This window comes from Rhodococcus sp. RCBS9, from assembly GCF_029457415.1.
GTDB lineage: Bacteria > Actinomycetota > Actinomycetes > Mycobacteriales > Mycobacteriaceae > Rhodococcus_F > Rhodococcus_F qingshengii.
This window is the reverse complement of record NZ_CP120422.1, coordinates 2,411,781-2,433,720: the sequence shown is the minus strand read 5'-3', so window position 1 is coordinate 2,433,720 and position 21,940 is coordinate 2,411,781. Positions and strand designations below refer to the sequence as shown.

At 62.5% G+C, this 21,940-nt stretch carries 18 protein-coding genes; 11 read left to right on the top strand and 7 right to left on the bottom strand.

All coding sequences use genetic code 11. The features are described 5' to 3' along the window. Window positions 1–172 precede the first annotated feature (172 nt). Together P0M12_RS11595 and upp are read right to left on the bottom strand one after the other, a co-directional pair. Entirely contained in the window at window positions 173–1,870 is a 1,698-nt protein-coding gene (locus P0M12_RS11595) for a PucR family transcriptional regulator (protein WP_039973473.1), read from the bottom strand. Window positions 1,871–1,962: 92 nt separating this feature from the next. Then, complete coding sequence (upp, locus tag P0M12_RS11590; RefSeq protein ID WP_007735207.1) at window positions 1,963–2,586, bottom strand: uracil phosphoribosyltransferase; 624 nt, start codon at window positions 2,584–2,586, stop codon at window positions 1,963–1,965. A gap of 223 nt (window positions 2,587–2,809) precedes the next feature. Here upp and P0M12_RS11585 point away from each other — a divergent pair, with 223 nt between their 5' ends. Continuing rightward, window positions 2,810–3,919, top strand: coding sequence for a ring-opening amidohydrolase (locus P0M12_RS11585; RefSeq protein ID WP_007735206.1), 1,110 nt, complete (start codon window positions 2,810–2,812; stop codon window positions 3,917–3,919). On the opposite strand, the gene P0M12_RS11580 is transcribed toward P0M12_RS11585, so the two are convergent. After that, a complete protein-coding gene (locus P0M12_RS11580) occupies window positions 3,913–4,053 on the bottom strand; it encodes a hypothetical protein (RefSeq protein ID WP_155277953.1) in 141 nt (46 codons plus the stop codon). The two genes, P0M12_RS11585 and P0M12_RS11580, sit on opposite strands and share 7 nt — an antisense overlap. Between P0M12_RS11580 and P0M12_RS11575 the strand changes: the two genes are divergently transcribed. The 10 genes from P0M12_RS11575 (at window position 4,045) to P0M12_RS11530 (ending at window position 18,517) form a co-directional block, all read left to right on the top strand. Next, entirely contained in the window at window positions 4,045–5,523 is a 1,479-nt protein-coding gene (locus tag P0M12_RS11575; protein ID WP_007735205.1) for an amidase, read from the top strand. The two genes, P0M12_RS11580 and P0M12_RS11575, sit on opposite strands and share 9 nt — an antisense overlap. Before the next feature lie 40 nt (window positions 5,524–5,563). Next, a complete protein-coding gene (locus P0M12_RS11570; RefSeq protein ID WP_277377738.1) occupies window positions 5,564–6,787 on the top strand; it encodes an aminotransferase class III-fold pyridoxal phosphate-dependent enzyme in 1,224 nt (407 codons plus the stop codon). Between the two features lie 292 nt (window positions 6,788–7,079). After that, window positions 7,080–8,519: a solute carrier family 23 protein gene (locus tag P0M12_RS11565; RefSeq protein WP_003945984.1), complete on the top strand. Its 1,440-nt coding sequence runs from the start codon at window positions 7,080–7,082 to the stop codon at window positions 8,517–8,519. Between the two features lie 89 nt (window positions 8,520–8,608). Beyond that, entirely contained in the window at window positions 8,609–9,511 is a 903-nt protein-coding gene (locus tag P0M12_RS11560; protein ID WP_047271858.1) for an FAD binding domain-containing protein, read from the top strand. A gap of 2 nt (window positions 9,512–9,513) precedes the next feature. Further along, window positions 9,514–10,158 (top strand): (2Fe-2S)-binding protein, encoded by a 645-nt coding sequence (locus P0M12_RS11555; RefSeq protein WP_003946048.1) that lies wholly within the window; start codon window positions 9,514–9,516, stop codon window positions 10,156–10,158. Further along, on the top strand, window positions 10,155–12,677 hold the full coding sequence (gene cutA / locus P0M12_RS11550) for an aerobic carbon-monoxide dehydrogenase large subunit (protein ID WP_019746089.1): 2,523 nt from the start codon (window positions 10,155–10,157) through the stop codon (window positions 12,675–12,677). Before P0M12_RS11555 ends, cutA begins: the two co-directional genes overlap by 4 nt. Then, window positions 12,674–13,345 (top strand): carbon monoxide dehydrogenase subunit G, encoded by a 672-nt coding sequence (locus P0M12_RS11545; protein ID WP_003946004.1) that lies wholly within the window; start codon window positions 12,674–12,676, stop codon window positions 13,343–13,345. Before cutA ends, P0M12_RS11545 begins: the two co-directional genes overlap by 4 nt. A 281-nt stretch (window positions 13,346–13,626) precedes the next feature. Beyond that, complete coding sequence (locus P0M12_RS11540) at window positions 13,627–15,726, top strand: hydantoinase/oxoprolinase family protein (protein WP_007735491.1); 2,100 nt, start codon at window positions 13,627–13,629, stop codon at window positions 15,724–15,726. After that, window positions 15,726–17,669, top strand: coding sequence for a hydantoinase B/oxoprolinase family protein (locus P0M12_RS11535; protein WP_231782722.1), 1,944 nt, complete (start codon window positions 15,726–15,728; stop codon window positions 17,667–17,669). The genes P0M12_RS11540 and P0M12_RS11535 overlap by 1 nt, the downstream gene beginning before the upstream one ends. Window positions 17,670–17,683: 14 nt before the next feature. Beyond that, window positions 17,684–18,517 carry an NmrA family NAD(P)-binding protein gene (locus P0M12_RS11530; RefSeq protein ID WP_003945973.1) on the top strand — a complete coding sequence of 278 codons (834 nt, stop codon included), beginning with the start codon at window positions 17,684–17,686 and terminating at the stop codon, window positions 18,515–18,517. A gap of 6 nt (window positions 18,518–18,523) precedes the next feature. Here P0M12_RS11530 and P0M12_RS11525 read toward each other — a convergent pair whose 3' ends face one another. Genes P0M12_RS11525 through P0M12_RS11510 form a run of 4 tightly spaced genes read right to left on the bottom strand, consistent with a single transcriptional unit; the run spans window position 18,524 to window position 21,933 of the window. Beyond that, a complete protein-coding gene (locus P0M12_RS11525) occupies window positions 18,524–19,534 on the bottom strand; it encodes a YdcF family protein (RefSeq protein WP_042448030.1) in 1,011 nt (336 codons plus the stop codon). A gap of 22 nt (window positions 19,535–19,556) precedes the next feature. After that, window positions 19,557–20,366 carry an ABC transporter ATP-binding protein gene (locus tag P0M12_RS11520; protein WP_058039344.1) on the bottom strand — a complete coding sequence of 270 codons (810 nt, stop codon included), beginning with the start codon at window positions 20,364–20,366 and terminating at the stop codon, window positions 19,557–19,559. After that, on the bottom strand, window positions 20,366–21,148 hold the full coding sequence (locus tag P0M12_RS11515) for an ABC transporter permease (protein ID WP_202426591.1): 783 nt from the start codon (window positions 21,146–21,148) through the stop codon (window positions 20,366–20,368). Before P0M12_RS11515 ends, P0M12_RS11520 begins: the two co-directional genes overlap by 1 nt. Before the next feature lie 2 nt (window positions 21,149–21,150). After that, on the bottom strand, window positions 21,151–21,933 hold the full coding sequence (locus P0M12_RS11510) for an ABC transporter permease (protein WP_007735497.1): 783 nt from the start codon (window positions 21,931–21,933) through the stop codon (window positions 21,151–21,153). Between the last annotated feature and the right edge of the window lie 7 nt (window positions 21,934–21,940).

The window sequence follows — 21,940 nt, the reverse complement described above, 5'->3', positions numbered from 1 at the left end:
TGTGCGGCCCGTCTTTCGAACCGTAAGCGGGCACCGGTGAACGGCACATGGGTAACCTTGCCGACGACGGGTGTCAGTGGTGGGTAAGAAGTGACGAACGCTCACCGGGCGGCGCGATTGCGGTTGTATCGAACCGTTATCGGGACGTTCTGTCAGCTCATATCGTGCGAAGTCATGACATTTCGTGCATCTTCATGACCTGCAGGGCGAGTGAGACGTTCAATCGAAGGACGGGGTCGTCGGTGAACGATCCGACGACGCTCTCCAGCTTTCCGATTCTGTAACGCAAAGTGTTGTAGTGCATGTGTAGCGCCCGGGAGGCCTCGGCGACATTGCAATTGCAGTCGAGCAGGGTCTGGAGTGTCAGACGCAGGTCAGCGGCTTCGGCGTTGTCCGCCGACAAGGACTTCAGAACGTCATCGGTGAACGAACGCAGTTCGCTCTTGTCCGTCTGGAGCGAGAGGAGTCGGTGTACACCGAGTTCGTCGAAGTGTGCGATCTGCCCCGGCCCGTTGATACGTCGGCCGACGACCACGGCTGTACAGGCTTGGTCGTAGGCCGCGGGTAGATCGGCCAGGGAGTAGATCACCCGGCTCACTCCCGTGCTGAAGGATCGGCGGCCGCTGGTGCGATCGCCGGCAACCTTGCGCACCAACCCTTCGATGTCCCGAACCGCACGGTCGGTGCTGGTCGGGAAAAGCGTGACCACCTCGTGTCGAAACCCGACGGACGGCGCTGTCCGCTCGTGTGTTCGTACCACTTGTTGCCAGCCGTCGCTGAGTCGATCTTGGTCCGTGCGAGTGGAATTCGCGTGCTGGGATTCCGGGTGATCGACGTCGAGTTCTGCAACCACAACGGTAAGTGGACGAGTGACATCCCACCCCAACTGGGTGAAGTGCGCGCTCACTTCCGCTGGCGAGCCGGCTTCGCCTATCAGTGCGTCGCGGAGGAAGTCGCCGCGGAACTTGGATTCCACTGCCGCAACTGCCAGCTGTTTGGTGACGGCCAGCGCGGCAACGGTGGCCGCTCGCTCCAGCGCTTGAACGACAACTGCGCCGAGTTCGTGGGTGCCGGCGTACGCCACCATTCGGCCGTGGTCGGTGCCGCCGGCCACCACCCGGGTGAGCGCCAACTGACCAGGAAATCCTTTGGGCGCGTTCTGTAAACCGACAGCGACCCGTTCGGTCAGGAACCGACCGGTGCTTTCGAACAACGGAAGCGCGTTCAGCGCGGCTGAATCTCCGGCCTCCGTCAACACTCTTCCGTCCGGCGAGCAGATGAGAACGCTGACGTCGAAAAGCGCGGCGAATTCTGCGGCAATCTGAGGTAGATCGCCACCTTCCAAGACGATCGACGTCAACGAGCGGTGAAGTCGATCGGCAATGTCGAGTGCCGCGGACTGCTTCGCCACCAACTTGGTGAAGACCTCCGAGATCACCTCGTCGAATCCCGCGGTGACGGGAAGAACCAACAGCGGAAGCCCTCGCTGCTCTGCCATGTGCAGCATCGCCTCGGGCAGCTCGTCGAGATAACGGCCCGTTTTCACGGCAAGTGCCGCGACTCCTCGACGTGCAAGACCGTCGACGAGGTCACTGAGATCTGTGTCGTCGAGAAGCTCGCCGGTTCGCCCGTAGCGCAGCGGGAACCCGGTTGTCACCAACAACTCGTTCGGCTTCACCCAAGCGAGGATGTCCGGTACTTCCATCACGTTCACCGATTGAACGAGGTGGCGCAAGCCCCCGTGCCCGGCAAGGACTTCGGCTCCACGCAGACTGGGCAGCTCGAGGACATCCCGAACTGTGAGTCTGTAGTCGCCACCTTCTGGCAAATGTTGAAGCTCTTCGCTCGAATATTTGGCAGATCTATCCATGTCGCGAGACTACGCTCGATCTCACAGTGAACATTGTCAACAGTTGACGAAAATAGCCTCTCGGAATGAGCGGTTCTCCGTATGTCTGCCAACTACCGCGGCCCGAATTGGCGATCGCCCGCGTCTCCGAGTCCAGGTATCAGGAAAGCATTTTCGTTCAGGCCGTCGTCGATGCTCGCTGTGAGGAGCCGGACCGGATGTCCGGAGTTCTTCAGTGCTTCGATCCCTTCCGGAGCCACGACGACACATATTGCAGTCACATCGGTGGCTCCGCGTGCAATGAGCAGATCGATTGTGCGGACGATGGATCCACCGGTCGCCAACATCGGATCGAGGACGTAGACGGGGGTGCTCGACAGATCAGCAGGCAGGGACTCCAGATACGGAACCGGCTGGTGTGTCTTCTCGTCTCGTGCCATTCCCACGAAACCGACGCCTGCCTGCGGAATGAGGGCACTCGCCTGTTCGACCATGCCGAGGCCCGCTCGCAAGACCGGGACCAGGAGTGGTGGATTCGCCAGCCGCACCCCCAGCGTCGGAGCAACTGGCGTCTCGATGTCGAACTGTTCCAGTTCTGCGCCGCGCATGGCCTCGTAGACCAACATATGGGTCAGTCTGCGCAAGGCGGACCGGAACGTTGCGTTGTCGCTGCGAGCGTCGCGCATGGTCGTGAGCAGCGATGCCGCCAGCGGATGGTCGACAACAGTGGTGTCCATGGTCGAATCGTAAGTGAGAACCGATGGGGCGGCGCACAACCGGTGATTCGGAGTCGAAATAACCAATCGCGGTTTTCGTTTGGGCAAGTATTGACGATGCCGATGGGTTCGAGTCGTCATAGCGTGGTCGACACGGCAGTTCCGAACCGCTCGGCTGGACTGGGCGCCCGGAGCTGTCAAGGCCCAATTTTGCCTCCACGATTCCCTATACAAGGAGATGCCAATGCCCGAAGCAATCGAGGTCCGTAAGGTTCCGCTACACAGCGTCTCCGACGCCAGTGAGCTCGCCAAGCTGATCGACGACGGTGTCCTCGAGGCCGACCGCGTCATTGCAGTCATCGGCAAAACCGAGGGTAACGGCGGCGTCAACGACTACACGCGCATCATCGCGGACCGAGCGTTCCGAGAGGTTCTCTCCGCCAAGGGTAATCGCAGCCCCGAAGAAGTGGCGGAGGTGCCGATCGTCTGGTCCGGCGGCACGGACGGCGTGATCAGCCCGCACGCGACGATCTTCGCGACCGTGCCGGCAGACAAGGTCACCAAGACCGACGAGCCGCGCCTGACCGTGGGTGTCGCCATGAGTGAGCAACTGCTGCCCGAGGACATCGGCCGTACGGCCATGATCACCAAAGTTGCTGCGGCAGTGAAAGACGCGATGGCCAATGCCGGCATCACCGATCCCGCCGACGTGCACTACGTACAGACCAAGACTCCGTTGCTGACAATTCACACCATCCGTGACGCCAAGAGCCGCGGCAAGACTGTGTGGACCGAACAGACTCATGAGTCGATGGACCTGTCCAACGGCGGAACGGCTCTGGGGATCGCGGTTGCGCTCGGCGAAATCGACATGCCGACCGACGAGGATGTCATGCACAGCCGCGAACTCTTCTCCTCTGTCGCATCCTGCTCGTCCGGCGTCGAGTTGGACCGCGCGCAGATCGTCGTCGTCGGTAACGCACGTGGCGTCGGCGGACGCTACCGGATCGGCCACAGCGTGATGAAGGATCCGCTCGACCAGGACGGCATCTGGGCGGCGATCCGTGACGCCGGACTCGAACTTCCGGAGCGGCCGCACTCGAGCGACCTGGACGGTCAACTCGTCAACGTGTTCTTGAAGTGCGAGGCCAGTCAGGACGGAACGGTCCGTGGCCGTCGTAATGCGATGCTCGACGACTCCGACGTGCACTGGCACCGCCAGATCAAGTCGTGTGTCGGCGGAGTCACGGCAGCTGTCACCGGCGATCCGGCAGTGTTCGTCTCGGTATCGGCAGCGCACCAGGGTCCCGAGGGCGGCGGCCCAGTCGCTGCCATCGTCGATCTCGGTCAGTAGTAGGCAAGAACCTCGCTGGAAACCTCGACAGTCGCGCCGCCACCGGCAATTCGTCCTCGAATCAGTTGCCGGTGGCGGCGAGTCCGCCGCGGCGTACCCCACTTCACTGCTTGAAAGGATTCACGATGGTTCATGCTGCTGACCCTGTCGACGAGAGCGTTTCCGGTGCGCCCGAGAATCGCGAACTCGTCATGGCCGATGCGGTCACGCTCAGTGGTCTGATACGCAGGCGTGAAGTGTCGTGTGTCGAGGTGATGGACAGCTTCCTCGATCAGATCGAATTACATAACCCGGCGGTGAACGCGATTGTCGCATTGCGGGATCGGGAAGCGTTGACGGCGGAGGCGCGCGAGCGTGATTCGCAGTTGGCGAGTGGGGAGTATCTCGGTTGGATGCACGGGTTTCCGCATGCGGTGAAGGATCTTTCGGCGGCCAAGGGTCTGCCGTTCACGTCCGGGTCGCCGATGTTCGCGGACCGAATCGCCGAAGATGACGAACTGTTCGTCAAGCGGATCAGGTCTGCCGGTGCCATCGTGATCGGCAAGACGAACACACCGGAGTTCGGGCTCGGATCCCAGACGTACAACCCGGTGTGGGGTACGACGGTGTCGCCGTACGACAATTCGCGCACTGCCGGCGGTAGCAGCGGTGGCGCCGCAGCGTCGTTGGCGCTCCGCATGTTGCCGGTGGCTGATGGAAGCGATTACATGGGTTCGCTCCGAAACCCGTCGGCATTCAACAACGTTGTTGGGTTTCGACCATCCTGGGGTCGGATACCGGAGACGGGATTCATCGCTCAGGGCGCCGTTGTGGGCCCGATGGGCCGAACCGTCACCGACGTGGCTCACCTGCTTTCCACGATGGCGGGGCCGGATGCTTATGCACCGTTGGGGATTCGTGAGGATCCCGCGGTATTCACCGAAAGCCTCGCACGTGATCTGAAGGGCTCTCGGATCGCATGGGTCGGTGACTGGAACGGTTACCTGGCAACCGAACCTGGAGTTCTCGAGTTGTGCGAATCCTCGTTCGAGGTCTTCGAACAGTTGGGGTGCCGCGTCGAGGCGGCGCTTCCCGACTTCAAACCCGAGGACATCTGGCAACTGTTCTTGCGGTGGCGTTGGTGGGCACAGCTCGGCTTGATCGATCAGTACAACGATCCGAGCTTGCGCGAGTTGATGAAGCCCGAACTGTTGTGGGAACTCGAGCACGCGGTCACACTGTCGGCTCTCGACGTGACCAAGGCCGCGGAGGCCCGCAACGGCTGGCTGTCGGCCATTACCAAGATGTTCGAAACCTACGACTACATTCTTGCGCCCAGTGCCCAGGTGTTTCCTTTCGACAAGAACACTCACTGGCCCGAGACCGTCGACGGCCGATCGATGGACACGTATCACCGGTGGATGGAGACGGTTGTTCCCTGGACGATGGCCGGGGTTCCGGTTGCGGGGATGCCGGTCGGCTTCGACGATCGTTCGCTTCCCATGGGTATCCAGATCATCGGTCGGCACGGAGCCGACTTGGACGTACTCCAACTCGCCTACGCATTCGAGCAGGCAACCCAGTGGGTCGAGCGGGTTCTTCCGCCCGCACTCCGCGTGAACTGACCGATCTATTTCGAACGTATCCAGTTGGGAGAGAAAGACGATGGCTTCGGCATTGTGGCACGGGTTCGCGGACATGGGCGCTGTGGAGAAGAACGGCGCGTTTGTCGTCTCTCGCGGTGAGGGCGCGTACATCTGGGACCGCGAGGGCACGCGGTATCTGGATGCGACGGCGGGCCTGTGGTTCACCAATGTCGGGCACGGGCGCACGGAGATCGCGGATGCGGTGGCGGCTCAGTTGTCGAAGATCGCTCATTTCTCCAACTTCGGTGATTTTGTTCCCGAGACCACGCAGGTGTTGGCCGAGCGTCTGGCGACGATCGCGCCGGTTGCCGGGAGCAAGATCTTCTTCACCTCGGGTGGTTCGGATTCGGTGGACACTGCGGCGAAGCTTGCTCGTCGGTACTGGCACGAGGTGGGGCAGCCGGAGAAGACGATCATCGTCGGACGCCAGAAGGCGTATCACGGAATGCACGTTGCCGGAACGGCTCTCGCTGGTATTCCGGTGAACCGTGAGGGGTACGGCGAGCTGATGGCGGATGCGGCGACGGTCGGCTGGGATGATGCGAAGAGTCTGCTCGAGTTGATCGAGAAGATCGGTGCGAACAAGATCGCTGCGTTCTTCGCGGAGCCGATCATCGGTGCGGGTGGGGTGTATCTGCCGCCGGAGGGGTATCTGGCGGAGGTGCGTGACATCTGCCGTGAGCACGACATTCTGTTTGTCGTCGACGAGGTCGTGACCGGTTTCGGTCGTATCGGTGGTGAGTGGTTCGCGTCCACTCGTTTCGATTTGCAGCCGGACATGATGACCACGGCAAAGGGTTTGACGTCGGGTTACGTGCCGATGGGTGCGGTGTTCATCGCGCCGCGGGTGGCGGAGCCGTTCTATGCGGGTTCGTGGTGGCGCCATGGGTACACCTACGGCGGTCATGCCGGTGCTGCTGCTGCGGCGATGGCGAACCTCGACATTCTCGAGCGTGAGAATCTGCTCGCGGAGTCGAAGCGTTTGGAGGCGTCGTTGCATACGCATCTGCAACCGCTGGCGGAGCATCCGCGGGTGGCGGAGGTTCGCAGTGGGCTCGGTGCGGTCGCGGCATTGCAGTTGGCTGATCCGGCGGAGGCGTTGCCGTTCGTGAAGACGCTTCGCGAGCATGGTATTTCGGGTCGCGCTGCGGGTCAGGGTGCGATGCAGATTTCGCCGACGTTTGTGATGACCGATGATCAGGTCGCGGAGATGGCAGCGGGAATCCTCGCAGCCCTCGGCTAGGACTGTCGTTTTCCGTTGACAGACATCGTGTTACGGAATCATTAAGCCGAAGAAAATGTTTGGGCCCTTCGTGGCGTGGTCCTCATTTCGGTCGAAACTGCCTCCAACACTGACGATGACCCCTGCCCGCATCATCTGCCACCATTGTTGCCAATCTCGGTGAGTGGGTTCTGGCAGATTGTCATCACGTCCAAATCTCGGTCCTGCATTAGCGTTTCACTCCAGACACGGTGTTTGTGAGCTGGGGCACAAAGCATTTCGAACACCTTCCTCCTTTGCGAAAGGTCTCGTGATGCCGATCTGGACGTTGCACGGAGACGGAAAGAACATCGGAGCCGGTGAAGTGGTCGCTCCCGGCGAGCGACTCAGTTGGGCGAGAACCATCGGGTTGGGCGGCCAGCATGTCGTGTCGATGTTCGGCGCGACGTTCGTCTTCCCGATCATCATGGGCCTCAATCCTCAACTTGCCGTGATGATGTCAGGCTTTTGTACGCTCTTCTTCCTGCTGGTGGTCAAGGGGCACGTCCCCAGCTACCTCGGAACATCCGCAGCTTTTGTCGGTGGCGTTGCCGCCATTCGTGCCCAAGGTGGAACGACGGCCGAAGTGACCGGTGCGATTCTGGTGTCGGGGTTGGTTCTGGGATTCGTCGGCATCGCCATCCACTTTCTCGGCGGTGGCGTCATCAGTAAAGCGCTACCGCCGGTGGTCACCGGCGCTGTGGTGATGTTGATCGGCTTCAACCTGGCGCCTGTGGTCGCGGGGTTGTACTGGCCGCAGGATCAGTGGGTGGCATTGATCGTGATGGTTGCACTGATCGTGATGAGCGTTGCGCTACGCGGCTTCCTGGGACGTATCGCCATTCTCGTCGCGCTGGTTTTCGGCTACATCTTCTCGTGGGTCCTCGACCGGCTCTCCGGTCCGATCACGTCCGCCAGTGGTAGCGGCGCACCCACCGAGCACTTTCGTGTCAACTGGGATTCGGTGCACTCGGCGTCCTGGTTCGGGTTGCCGCCGTTCTCGGACGAAGCCAACGGGATCGTCGGTATCCACGCTCCCTCGTTCAGCCTCACGTTCATCGTTCTGGTGCTTCCCGGTGTCATCGCACTGGTCGCGGAAAACGCCGGACACGTCAAGGCCGTCGCCGAGATCACGGGCGACGATCTCGACCCGTACATCGGACGCGCCATTGCCGGTGACGGTTTTGCCACCGCCATCGCCAGCGCAGTAGGCGGCTCCCCTACGACGACTCATGCCGAGAACATCGGTGTCATGGCTGCCACGCGGGTGTACTCGACCGCCGCGTACGTGATTGCGGGTTTCATCGCGATCCTGCTCGGCTTCTCGCCCAAGTTCGGAGCAGTCATGGCGGCGACGCCCGGCGGCGTCCTGGGCGGAATTCTTGTGGTTCTGTTCGGCATGATCGGTCTGCTCGGCGCCAAGATCTGGAAAGAGAACGGCGTCGACTTCGGGAACCCGCTGAATCTGATGCCGATTGCCGCCGGTCTGATCATCGGTATCGGCGACACGGCGCTGAAGTTCAGTGACACGTTCTCGCTCGGAGGTATCGCGCTCGGCACCATCGTCTTGATCGTGATGTACCACCTCTGCCGGCTCGTGGGGTCCTGGAACCCTGAACTGAACAGGCCGAAGTCCGGCAGGCGGCCGGGCGCAACGCCGGGGGCGAATGCGTCAGATGACGAACGCGAAGAGCCCGTGGCGCAGCTCACGTGATGCCAAGTTGAATGTATGCCAGGTATGACCCGTGACCGTTGTCACATCTGCACAAAACGTGAAGTGACTCATAGAGGCAGGATTGAGTAATGAAACCGTCGCCGCTGACTTATCACCGACCGTCCTCGGTCGAGGACGCGTGCCGAATCCTCTCCGAGGTCTCTCACGAGGGGAAGGTGCTCGCCGGTGGGCAATCGCTTGTGCCGCTGCTGTCCATGCGCCTCGCCGCGCCCGCCCACATCGTCGACATCGGATCGATCCCGAACCTCGCTTCGGTGACCTCGTCCGAAGACGAAGGAGTGCGGTTCCAGGCCCTGGCCACGCACTCGGTGCTGGCGGCCGACGAAGGTGCTCGTCGAGTCCAGCCTCTGCTGAACCGTGCTCTGCAGTTGGTAGCGCACCCCACGATCCGTAACCGCGGGACGAGCGTCGGCTCCATCGTCCATGCCGATCCGTCGGCGGAGATGCCGGCAGTCCTGACGCTGCTCGGGGGCAGCGTGACCGTCCAGTCGGTGCGTGGCACCCGCGAGATCGCGTCGACGGATCTCTTCGCCGGCCCTCTCGAGTCGAGCCTGGAATCAGACGAGATCGCGGTGTCGGTGTCGGTGCCCGCCGCCGAACCCGGCGTGGGAACCGCCATCGACGAGATCGCGCGTCGTCACGGTGACTATGCACTGGTCGGCGTCGTCGCCCGGATTCGCGTGGTCGACGGTCTGGTGGCCGAAGCGCACATGACGTACGTGTCCGCCGGAGAGCTGGGGCAGGTCGTGGACTACACGAACGTGCTGGCGGGGGCGTCCGCGACGGATCAGCGAGACCCGCGGTGGCGCACCCTCGGGGAATGCGCCCGCGCGCAGATAGATACCGAGGCAGACATTCACGGGACGGCGGCGTACCGCTCGCAGTTGGTGTCCGCGCTCACGGCGCGGGTCGGCTTCGCGGCGGCAACGGATGCTCTCAGTGAGAACGCAGTACTGGCAGGAAAGTGGTGACAATGTCCAAAAACGATCGCTCCATCGATGATCAACTTGCCGAGCTGGCAGCAGATACCGGTGAGCACCATGTAGCTGTCACGTTCACGCTCAACGAGGTGACGAACACCGTCGTTCTTCCCTCCCGCACTCTGGCTTCGGATGCCATTCGTCACCACCTCCGTAAGACGGGCACGCACGTGGGTTGTGAACACGGCGTGTGTGGTGCGTGCACCGTGCTGCTCGACGGAAAGCCTGTTCGATCCTGCCTCGTCCTCGCGGCCAGCCTCGAAGGTCGATCGATCACCACCGTCGAAGGCCTCGTCGAGCCGGACGGCACTTTGCATCCGGTTCAGCAGGCGTTCAAGGATTGTCACGGTCTGCAGTGCGGATTCTGCACTCCGGGATTCGTGACGACCATCGCGGCATTTCTCGAGGAGAACCCCAACCCCACGCGGGAGGAAGCTACCGACGCGATAGCGGGAAACCTCTGCCGTTGTACGGGGTACCAGAACATCAGGGCGTCGGTTCTGCGCGCAGCCGAGATCAAGCGTGAACGGGCCGGGCAGTTCCCGCTCGGAATCGACGACGCGTCCACTCGGGAGGCGTTGGATCGTAAAGTGCGGGGAACAACGAATCCCGTCGGAGGACGGGCGGGTAAGGCATGAGTACTCCGGTCAAACCAGCAAAGCGCAACGGGGCGAAGCATCCCGCTTCCGATCATTCGACGGCCGATCATTCGGTTGCCGACGACGGCAAGTTCTTCGGTAAACCGATTCCGCGCGAGGAAGATACGCGTCTGCTCAGCGGTCAGGGGCGATACCTCGACGATCTGGGCCACAACGCGCTGATCGCGGCATTCGTCAGGTCGCCGCACGCTCATGCGCGAATCATCGACATCGACATCGACCAGGCGCTGGAAGTGCCTGGTGTGCATGCCATCTACACCTACGAAGATCTCCTCGCGGACACGCCGGAAATGGCGGAGAACCTGCCACTGCTCATTCCTCATCCGGGAATCATCGCTCCGCGCAACGGGTATCCCCTCGCGAAGGACGAGGTGAAGCATGTCGGCGAAGCCATCGCCATGGTGGTTGCGGACAACCGGTACATCGCCGAGGACGCTTGCGCGAAGATCGACGTCACCTACGAGGCGCTGAAGCCTGTAGTGGGGATCGACGTCGCTCGCACCGCCGCCAACGCCGTCCACGCCGACGTTCCGGACAACGTCGCCGCTCACCTGCAGCACGGGTTCGGAGATCTGGATGCCGAACTGGCCGCCGCGCCGCACCGACTGACGCTGGATCTCGAAATCGAGCGTTCGGCTTCCATGCCGATGGAGGGCAAGGGTGTCTACGCACGTTGGGACGGTGACGAGAACACCCTCACGTTCTGGACCTCCACCCAGACGTCCACGTCCGCCCGCGCCGCAATCGCCGCGCGATTGGGGATGGCGCTGAACAAGGTTCACTGCATCGCTCCTGACGTCGGCGGCGGATTCGGCGTCAAGATCGTTCACCCGTGGCCCGAAGAAGTCATGATCACGTGGGCCGCTCGACGCCTCGGCCAGGCCGGTATCTCCTGTGAGGTGAAGTGGGTCGAGGATCGCCGTGAGCACTTCATCTCGAGCGCACACGAGCGCGGGCAGATCCAGAAGGTCGACATCGGATTCGACGACGAGGGTCGTCTGTTGGCGTTCGACTTCACGTTCTGGCACGACAACGGTGCCTACTTGCCGTACGGGATCATCGTCATGATCAACACCGCGACGCAGGTTCTCGGGCCGTACAAGCCGAAGTCGTTCCGGGTCAACGCCTATTCGCTGTACACCAACACCGTGATCGTGACCCCGTACCGCGGCGCCGGACGTCCGCAGGCCGTGTTCGCGATGGAGCGATCCATGGACGCCATCGCCAAGTACCTGAACAAGGACAAGATCGCGGTGCGGGAGGCGAACTTCATTCGCCCCGAGGACATGCCGTACGACTTCGGCCTGATGTTCCAGGACGGACGCCCGTTGATCTACGACACGGGCGACTACCAGGCGGGCATCGACAAGCTCAAGAAGCTCATCGACTGGGACGGATTTCCCGAGTACCAGAGGAAGGCTCGTGCCGAAGGTCGGTCGGTCGGCATCGGTATCGGCGCGTACGTCGAGGGAACCGGACCCGGACCCTACGAGGGTGCGCACGTCGTGGTCGAGACGTCCGGAAAGGTCAAGGCCGCAACAGGCTTGACGACGCAAGGCCAAGGCCATCAGACCGCGTTCGCCCAGATCGTTGCGGACGACCTCGGAGTCAAGGTCTCCGACGTCGAGATCGTCACGGGTGACACCCGCCGGTTCGGTTATGCCGTCGGCACTTTCGCCTCGCGTGGTGCGGTCATGTCAGGTTCGGCCTTCCATGTCGCGGCGCAGATGGTCGCGGAGAAGGCGAAGAAGATCGCGTCCGGAATCCTGGATCTGCCGGAAACCGAACTGGAACTCCGGGAAGGCCACGTGTGCAAGATCGGCACCGAAGCCGGCGTGGAAGGTACGTCCGTACCGCTGAGTGTTGTTGCCGTGCTGTCGAACCCGCTACGATATGCGTTCGACCGTGAGTCGAAGCTGGCCACCGGTTTCGCCAAGACCGACACGGACATGTCGAAGCCGCCGATTCCCGAGGGTGAGCAGCCCGGTCTGGAAGCAACCGGCTACTACTCGCCGCCCAGTTCCACCTTCGCTTCGGGAGTGCACGCGGCGATCGTCGAAACCGATCCCGTGACAGCCGAGATCACGGTCCGTCGTTACGTTGTCATCCACGACTGCGGAAACGTGATCAACCCCCGCATCGTCGAAGGTCAGGTCATGGGCGCCGTCGCGCAAGGTATCGGCGGCGCACTCTACGAGCGGATCGTCTACGACGAGCACGGGCAGATGCTCAACGCGTCGTACATGGACTTCTTGATGCCGTTCGTCACCGAGATGCCGGATTCGCTCGAGATGGATCACACCGTCACGCCGTCGGGACTCAACCCACTCGGAATGAAGGGTGCCGGTGAGGCGGGTGTGATCCCCACCAGCGCCGTCATCGCGGCTGCCATCGAGGACGCCGAAGGAATCTCGATCACGTCCATGCCCATTTCACCGTCCGAACTGTTCGAACTTCGACTCGCACACGCGGGTTCGTCATCAGAGGAGAATGCATGAGAATCGCCGGCACCGCGCAGCTGACGGCACCTCGCGAAGAGGTCTACGACAAGCTCCAGGACGGTCGTGTACTGGCCGCGACCATTCCCGGTGTGCAGTCGCTCGAGCAGCTCACGGACAATCACTACAAGCTCTCCATCATGGCGGGGGTCGCGTCGATCAAGGGCGTCTACGACGGCGAGGTTGTTCTGTCGCAACAGAATCGGCCAAATTCGTTTGTCATGACGGCTTCGGGGGCGGGTGCTCCCGGCACGGTGAAGGCGGACGTCACGGTCACCTTGACGGAGAACGAGGGTGGCACGCTGCTTTCGTATGACGCCGACGCCGTGGTCGGCGGGATGGTCGGCGGCGTCGGGCAGCGCATGATCACCGGTGTAGCCAAGAAGATGGCCGGGGTGTTCTTCAAGAGCATCGACGGCGTCATTGCCAACGGCATCCCCGAGAAGGTCACTGCCGCCGTGGCGGCGGCAATACCGGCAGTGGCGGTCGAAGGCGCGCCGGTAGTTTCCGGAGCTGTCGCGGCACCGGCGGTTCTTCCGGCCGCTGCACCGACAGCGGGCGGCACAGATGCTCGCACGGTGATGGTCAGCGCCGTCGTCGGCGCAGCCATTGCTTTGTCAGGTGTTGCTATAGGCGGATTCCTGGCGCGTTCTGGTTGTCGCGAGTAGTTCACTCAGGTGTCAACAGCTGATTTGCGATGAGGGAAACGCCCCGAACCGACCAGGTTCGGGGCGTTTTTCACGTCCGCGTAACCCATGGAGGCGCCGGCGAAGATCCGCTCGTGATCGTGCGCCGAACCTTGGTCCCCCGATTCGGCGAATTGTGACAAAGAATCCGCTCTTCCGAACCTGTGGAATAGCTCTACACGTCAGGTACGAGCCACTCACCGGCTAGGCCGCAACCGTCGATCGGTACCAGACGAGACGAGCCAAAGATCTCAGGAGGAAGCGTGGAACCCAGGAAGATTCGGGTCGGTATCGATACCGGCGGAACGTTCACCGACATCGTGGCAGTGGACGACGAAACCGGCGCCATCGTCACCACCAAGACCCCGTCCACCCCGGCGGACCCCGCCGAGGGCTTTCTCGCCGGTATCGAGAAGGTACTCGCCAAGCTCGGTGAGAGTGGCGACTCGATCGGTGCGGTCAGCCACGGTACGACCGTAGCGACGAACAAGCTGCTCGAAGGCAAGGTCGAGAACCTCGGCTTCATCACCACTGAGGGCTACGAGCACGTTCTCGAAATCGCTCGTCAGTCGGTGCCGGACGGTTACGGCAACTCGTACTTCTGGGTCAAGCCCGAACGCATCGTCCCCGCCGATCGTGTACGCACCGTCGGTGGACGCCTTTCCTTCGACGGCAGCGAGATTCGTCCGCTCGACGAAGAGAGCGTTCGCAGCGCAGCGCAGTTCTTCAAGGACCGCGGGATCCGGACCATCGGCGTCTGCCTCATGCACTCGTACGCCGATCCGACGCACGAGGAGCGCGTACGCGACATCCTCTTCGAAGTTTTCCCCGATGCGACGGTGAGCATCTCGAGCCAGGTGCTGCGTGAGTACCGCGAATACGAGCGGTCCATCACCACACTCGTGGACGCCGCGGTCAAGCCGAACATCCGCAACTACGTGAACAACATCGCGAATCGTCTGCGTGAGTTCTCGACCACCGACGGTGAACCCCGCGACATCCCGTTCTACGTCATGAAGTCCAACGGCGGTGTCCTGTCGGCCAAAGAGGTTGTTCACCAGCCTATTACGACAGTCCTGTCGGGACCGGCCGCCGGAGCCCTCGGTGCTGCGCTGATCGCCGACGCCGCCGGCGTCGAGCAGGTGTTGACCTGTGACGGCGGCGGAACGTCGACGGATGTCACCGTCGTGGTTCGCGGCGAGCCCGCGCTGACCACCGAAGGGCGAGTGGGCAACTACCCGTCGAAGATCCCGATGATCGACGTCGTGACCGTCGGCGCCGGTGGTGGGTCGATCGCGTGGATGACGCCGGAACACACCCTCCGAGTCGGCCCTCAGTCGGCCGGCGCCGATCCCGGACCGTTGTGCTACGGCAAGGGCGGCAGCGAACCGACCATCACCGACGCGCACGTCCTGCTCGGTCGCATCCCACCCCACCTGCTCGGTGGCGAGATTCCTCTCGACACGGAATTGGCACGCAAGGGCCTCGAAGAGCTTGCAACACAGCTCAGTCTGGGCTTCGAAGAGTGCGCGGTCGGCGTCCTCGAGGTCTCGGCATGGAACCAGGCCAACGCCCTGCGTCAGATCACCGTCAAGCGTGGCCTCGACGTTCGCGACTTCACCCTCGTGACGTTCGGCGGTTCCGGCTCCCTGCTCGCCTGCCGTCTCGTCGACATCCTGGGTCTGAAAGACGTTCTCGTCCCGCTCAATCCGGGTAACGTCTCCGCGTTCGGTCTGCTGACGGTCGATGTCCGCAACGACTACGTCCAGACGCACGTCAGTCGTCACGACCGGTTGAAGGCTGAAGACCTGCAGAGCCAGTTCGACGCGCTGGCCGGCGAAGCCGAGATCGCGCTTGCCGAAGAGGGTTTCGACGAGACGCAGCGCAAGTACTCTCGCACTGCGGATCTGCGTTACCTCGGTCAGGCCTTCGAGGTACGCGTCCCGGTGGCGGAAGGTACCGTCACGACGCAGATCATGGACGACGCGGCCGAGGCGTTCCACCAGGCGCACCGCGAGCTGTACGGCTACGACTTCCGGGGAGACCCGTCGCAGCACGTGGAATGGGTCAACCTGCGCGTGAGTGGCATCGGCCCGATCAAGCGTCCGACGCTCAAGGAGATCCCGGCCGGCACCGGCGCCGACACCGCTCGAACCGGTTCGCGTCAATCGTATTTCGACAGCTGGGTCGAAACGGCCACCTACGATCGCACACTGCTCGGTGCGGGTGACGTCATCGAAGGACCGGCCGTGATCGAGGAGTTCAGCTCGACTGTCCCGATCCATCCCGGATTCTCGGCACGTATCGACACCTTCGGGAACATTCGTATCTCGAAGTCTTCCGACTCGAACGGAGTGAAGTGATGACCGCCATTCTCGATGCTGCTGCTGCCACCGCGGCCAAGCCGTACCGACTCACCGCTACCGACGGCGCGTCACCTGATCCGATTCTGGTCGAGATCGTCGCCGGTTACCTCGCCAGCGTGGAAATGGAAGTCGAGACCTCCATTTCGCGCACCTCGCGTTCGCCGATGATCCGTGACGCTCACGACTTCCGCGCGGGTATTCACGACCGGAACCTCCGCAAGCTCACGGGCCGTTCGTATTCCGCACTGGTTCATCCGATCGCCCGGGACTTCCCGCTCGAGACGATGAAGCCGGGAGACGTGTACTTCCACAACGACGTCTACCTGTCCGAAGGTGGCATCGGCCATCTCCCCGACCTCTGCGTCACGGTGCCTGTCTTCGCCCGCGTCACTCCCGATGCCGAGCCGAAGGTTGTTGCGTTCGTTCAGGCATTCGGTCACCACGACGACATCGGCGGTTGCTGCCCCGGCTCCATGCCGTCCGGCGCCACCACGGTGTACGAAGAGGGACTGATGGTTCCGCCGATCAAACTGTGGGACCAGGGAGTTCCCAACGAGGCGGCGCTGCGCATCATGACGCGTAACTCCCGCATGCCCGACGCTCTCGCAGCCGATCTCGACGCCGAGTGCTCGGCGTGCCTGATGGGTGCGCGCCGACTCACCGAACTGTTCGAGCGCTACGGCGTCGACACCGTCGAGTCGTGCTTCGACGCGATGATGGACGCGACCACCGAGACGTACCGCCGCGAGATCCTCAGCAAGATCCCGGTCGGTGAGTACACGTGGGAGGACTACGCCGAGCACGACGGCGTCGACGAACCGATGCTCCACATCCAGCGGATCACGCTCACGAAGACGCGGCCGGAGGACGAGGGCGGCGAGCGACTCATCCTGGACTTCAACGGAACCGGACCGCAGGCAAAGGGCCCGATCAACCACTGTGGTGACTACGCGGACGGAAACTTCCTCATCAAGTGGTTGGCCCCGATTCTGCGTAACCTCGCGGACACCCCGGAGCGCATGGCCGAACTGGATGTCAACGAGGGCGTCGTACCGCTGATCGAGATGAAGTTCCCCGAGAAGGGAACATTGATCACCCCGATCTTCCCTGCCCCCACCAACGCTCGCACGTTTGTCATCCTCCGTCTGCTCGGAGTGCTGGCCGGCGTCGTGGCCAAGGCTGTGGACGGCAACATGCCCGCCGATCAGGAGACCATCAGGTACACCGGTGTGTACGGTGAGGACTTCGAGGGTCACTCGTATCTCATGCGTGAGGTGCTCGGCGGAGGTTCCGGCGGACGCTACTACGCCGACGGCGAGGACACGATTCACGTCGTTCCCGATTCACGGAACCTGCCGACCGAGTTCACCGAGAGCCGTTTCCCCTTCATCGTCGAAAAGCTCGGTCTGGCCATGGATTCGGGCGGAGCCGGACGTTACCGCGGCGGCTTGGGATACGAGAAGCACATCCGCATGCTCAAGGATGCTCACTTCATGTCCATCGCGGACCGTTCGATTCTCGCCTGCTGGGGAGTCAAGGGTGGCAAGGCCGGTCGGCCGTTCTCCGTCGTCCTGGATCCGGGTGGACCGAACGAGCGTGAGTTCGACGCGCTGACCGATGCCGAGCCGATCAAGGCCGGCGAGGTCGTACGGATTCGCACCACCGGTGGTGGCGGTTGGGGAGATCCACTGGAGCGCCCGATCGAGGAGGTCTTGCGAGACATTCAGTGGCGCAAGGTTTCCGTAGAGGGTGCACGCGACGACTACGGCGTTGTCGTTGTGATCGAGGGTGACGAGCCGACCGTCGACGAGGCTGCTACCACGGAGTTGCGGGATCAGTTGCGCTCGGAACGCGGTGAGAACGAGCCCTTCTTCGATCGGGGTCCGGGCTACGCGCAGCTTTCGGGTGGCGCCACCTCAGCGGTCTACGACTACGTCTAGGACGGAAAACTCTCATGGAGAACGGAATTGCTCGCGGCGCCGACATCGCGGTGATCGGCGCCGCGGGTAAGACCGGTGAGGCCGTCGTCGCAGCACTGCCGCCGAGCGTGACAGTTCGGCGACTGGTGCGAAAGGCGCGTGTCGACGGGGACTTCGAGGTAGAACTGGAAACCGGAAGCGGACTGCGCAAGGCGCTCGCCGGGTGCCGAGGCGTGTACTTCATTGCCCCGAACGTCCATCCCGACGAGCCCGCACTGCTTCGCAATGCGCTGACGGCAGCGGCATCGGCGGGAGTGGAGCACTTTGTCTATCACTCCGTCGCGTGGCCGTTCAGCCCGTCCATGCCGCATCACCTGGACAAAGCCAGGTGTGAGGACGAACTGCATCGTTCACCCTTGAAATGGACTGTGCTGCAACCGTGTGCGTACGCGCAGAATTTCGAGGCGGTACTCACGGGCCGATCTGACACCATCGTCCTGCCGTACAGCGCGGAAACGAAGTTCTCGTTCGTGAGTCTGGCGGACGTGGCGGCTGTTGCCGCGGTCGTACTGAGCGAGGGCTCGGGTGAACATCACGGAGCGACGTACGAGGTGGGCGGCCCGCAAGCTCTGAGCGTCATGGAGGTGGCACAGATGGTGGAAAAGCAGACGTCACGGACCGTCGCGATAGATCAGATCAGCGTGGATCAATGGCGCGAACAGATCGGCAGCAGCCTTGACGTCAACGCCAGCTCGCGTCTGGCGGCGATGTTCGAGTTCTACAACCACCACGATTTTCTTGCCGGCAGCGCGGCCGTCGAACTGCTTCTGGGTCGCCGACCGATGGCCGTCGAGAGCCTGATTCGCTGAATCCGGCTACGAAATGCCTCCTGCCGCCCAGACCACCAGTGGGGGCAGGGCGGCCAGGATCAGGCAGACCGTTCCGTTGAGCCACTTGTGCTCCACCGTGACGGCGGCGAACTCGCGCAGAATGGCGCTCGGCAGGTAGTACCGGGCGGTGTGGGAACCGATGACTTCCGCATCCAGATCGAGGCTTCGGGCAAACGTCGCAGTTCGGAGGATGTGGAAGTTGCTGGTGACCAGCACCATTCGAGGCTTCGTGGTGTTGGCACGGAGAAGGTCCCTGGTGTACTCGAGGTTCTCGAGCGTGGTGGTCGAGCGGTCCTCGAGAATCACGCTCTCGCGCGGTATCCCGTGATCGACGAGGTAGACGCACATTGCGTCCGCCTCGCTGACCACCTCGTCCGAACCCTTCCCGCCGCTCACGACCAACAGTGGTGAACGTCCTTCGCGGACCTCGGCGCGAAAGACGTCGGCCGCCTTGTCCAGACGGCTGGCAAGCAGGGGTGTCACGTCGGCGCCCGAAAGCCCGGCGCCGTGCACCACTATCGCGTCCATCCCGGGCTGGTACTTCTGGCGTCCGTAGACGTAGGAGTAGAGCAGAAAGCTCGTGAACAGAAACCCCAGGTACGACGCGACCAGGCTGAACGAACCGAGAACGACTGCGAGCCAATATCTCTGCGTAAGCAGCGCTGATGCGAGCAACACGTAGGGAACGAGCAGGCCGAGTCCGGCGACGAGTGAGAGCAGATTCGCGACGCTGAATCCCTCGCGCCGCAGCATCGTGACTCCGTTGACGATCAGGAATCCTGCAAGCATGAGCACCAGCAACGGCGAGAGCAGAGCGATCGTCGCGATGACGAACGACGGGACCTCGGTTCCCGGCGCACCCGACTGCAACATCCACAGACCGGTGAAGATCAGTCCGAGAAGTAGGTAGACGCCGTTGCTCAGCCTCCGTCGATCCTGCCTGAACCGGTAGCCGCAGAATCCGAGCAGCGCGAGGCCGATGAGGAGAAGGATCACGGAGCCAGCCTAGGCGAGGCGCTTACGACACGGGCGCCACCACCTTCGACTGCTGGATCGCGGACAGGACCCTGGTACGGCACTCGATGAACAGTGGGTCTGCCTTGGTGGTCAGTTGATCTCGAGCTCCGGTCAACGGGACGTCGACGATGTCCTGCGTCAATGCCGGAGTTCCGCCGAGGACGACCACTCGATCGGACAGGTACACCGATTCGTCGACGTCGTGGGTGACGAGGAGGACGGTGATGCCAAGATCACGCTGAAGCGTCAGCAGCAGGTCTTCGAGTTCCGCGCGGGTCTGCGCATCGACCGACGCGAAGGGTTCGTCCATGAGGAGTACCTGCGGCCGATAGGCGAGAGCGCGAGCTATCGCCACTCTCTGCTGCATTCCGCCGGACAACTGCCAGGGGTAGGAACGCGCAGCACCGCCTAGACCGACAACGGCAAGTGCATCGCTAACCCTCTCGTTCTGAACCTTCCGCGCCAGACCGTTGCCCCGTAGCGGCAGGCGAACGTTCTCGCCCACTCGAAGCCACGGCATCAGTGTGCGTCCGTAGTCCTGTGACACGAGAGCCAGCGTGGCCGGCGGTGCATCGATCGCGATCCCGGCGATGCGGACCTCACCAGTGGTCGGCTTCTGCAGACCGGCGATGCAACGAATCAGCGTGCTCTTGCCGATGCCGGAATGGCCGACGATGCAGACGATTTCTCCGGGTGCAACGGACAGATCGATGCCGCGGAGCACTTCGCGGCCGGTGGGACCGCCGTAGGTCACCCCGAGGCCGCACAGTTCGACTGCGGGTTTCGATGCCGCAGATTCTGTGGATGACATCAGTTTCCTTTCACTGCGAGAGCGTCGTGGGTCCGCGGCTGCCATCTGAGCAACCATCGTTCGATCACGCCGTATCCGAGGTTGAGCACGTATCCGATGATTCCCAGCAGGAGAATTCCGGACCACATGTCGGCGATCGCGAAGGTCTGTTGCGCGACGATCACGAAGTGACCGATTCCTGCAGTGGAGACGTACATTTCGCTTCCGACCATGATGACGACACCGATCGCGAGACTGGTGCGGATACCGACTGTTATCTGCGGCATCGCTCCGGGGAGGAGTACCTGCGTCACGAGGAGGGGTGTACGGATCCGGTAGCTGCGCGCCACCAATCGGATACTCGGGTCGATGGAGCGAATGCCGTCGAGGGTGTTGAGGAGTATCGGCCAGACCGCGCCGAAGGCGATGGCGGCAACGTTACCCGTCGAACCGGTTCCGAAAACGATGAAAAGTGCGGGTAATACGGCCAGCGCCGGAATAGCGCGGAAGAACTGGAGAAACGGATCGGCAATGTCGGCAGCCAGCGGGAACAGTGCCAGCAGGAGACCGGCACCGACGCCGACCGCCAGTGCCACGGCGAGACCGAAGGCAAGGTTGGTCAAGCTCGGTACGACGTCGTGGGCGAATCCCGGACCGAACCAGTTGTCCACAAACGCTTTCCAGATACGTGACAGCGGCGGGAAGTAAGGCGACTTGCTCGACTCCGAACCGAAGTACCATACGACGACGATCAAGATCGGCAGCCACAACTCCCACGCGAGGAGTCGAAGTCCTGACATCATCTTCACGTCGTCATCCTCCTCGGGATGTAATGCCAGGCAAGTAAACGATTCTCGATCGCCATCACGGCGAAGGCGAGCAGCATTCCGAGTAGTCCGGCGACGATGATCAGTGCGAACATTCGATCGGGAACGGATTGGCTCAGCAGGATCTCCTTACCGAGTCCCGGCACGCCCGCGATCAATTCTGCACCGATGGTCAGCAGCAAGCTCAGTGTTGCCGAGATGCGAATCCCGGTGAAGATGTAGGGCATCGACGCCGGTGCGACGACGAGAGCGAGCCTGCGCCACAGTGGAAGTCGGAAGGATCGTGCGGTGGCCAGCAGTTCCGGGTCGACGTTGCGCACACCGTGAATCGTCTGGAGCAGAATCGGCCACACACTTACTGCCACGATCAGTGCCACCGCCATCCGTTGCGTCGGGCCCATGATCAGCAGAAAGAGCGGAATGATTGCGAGCGGCGGAACGGTTCGGCAGAAGTCGATGACGAAGCGGGAGGAGACCGTCAGGAACGGGTGCGCGGCGAGCAGCAGCCCTGCCGGGATTCCGATCACCAGGCACAGCGCCAATCCGATCGCCGTGGTGGTCACCGTTTGTCCCAGTGATGTCCACAACGAGGACGTGCCGAGCTCGTTCACAAAGGCCACTGCCACGTCGCTGAACTTCGGAATACCTTTGACGTCCTCGTCGCCGAGCATTCCGAAGATCTGCCAGGCGGCTGCCAACGCGAAGAGCGTCAGCAGCCGACCGAGCAGAACCTGCCTGCGGCGAGTCTGCAGGGTTGTCAAGGCGGAC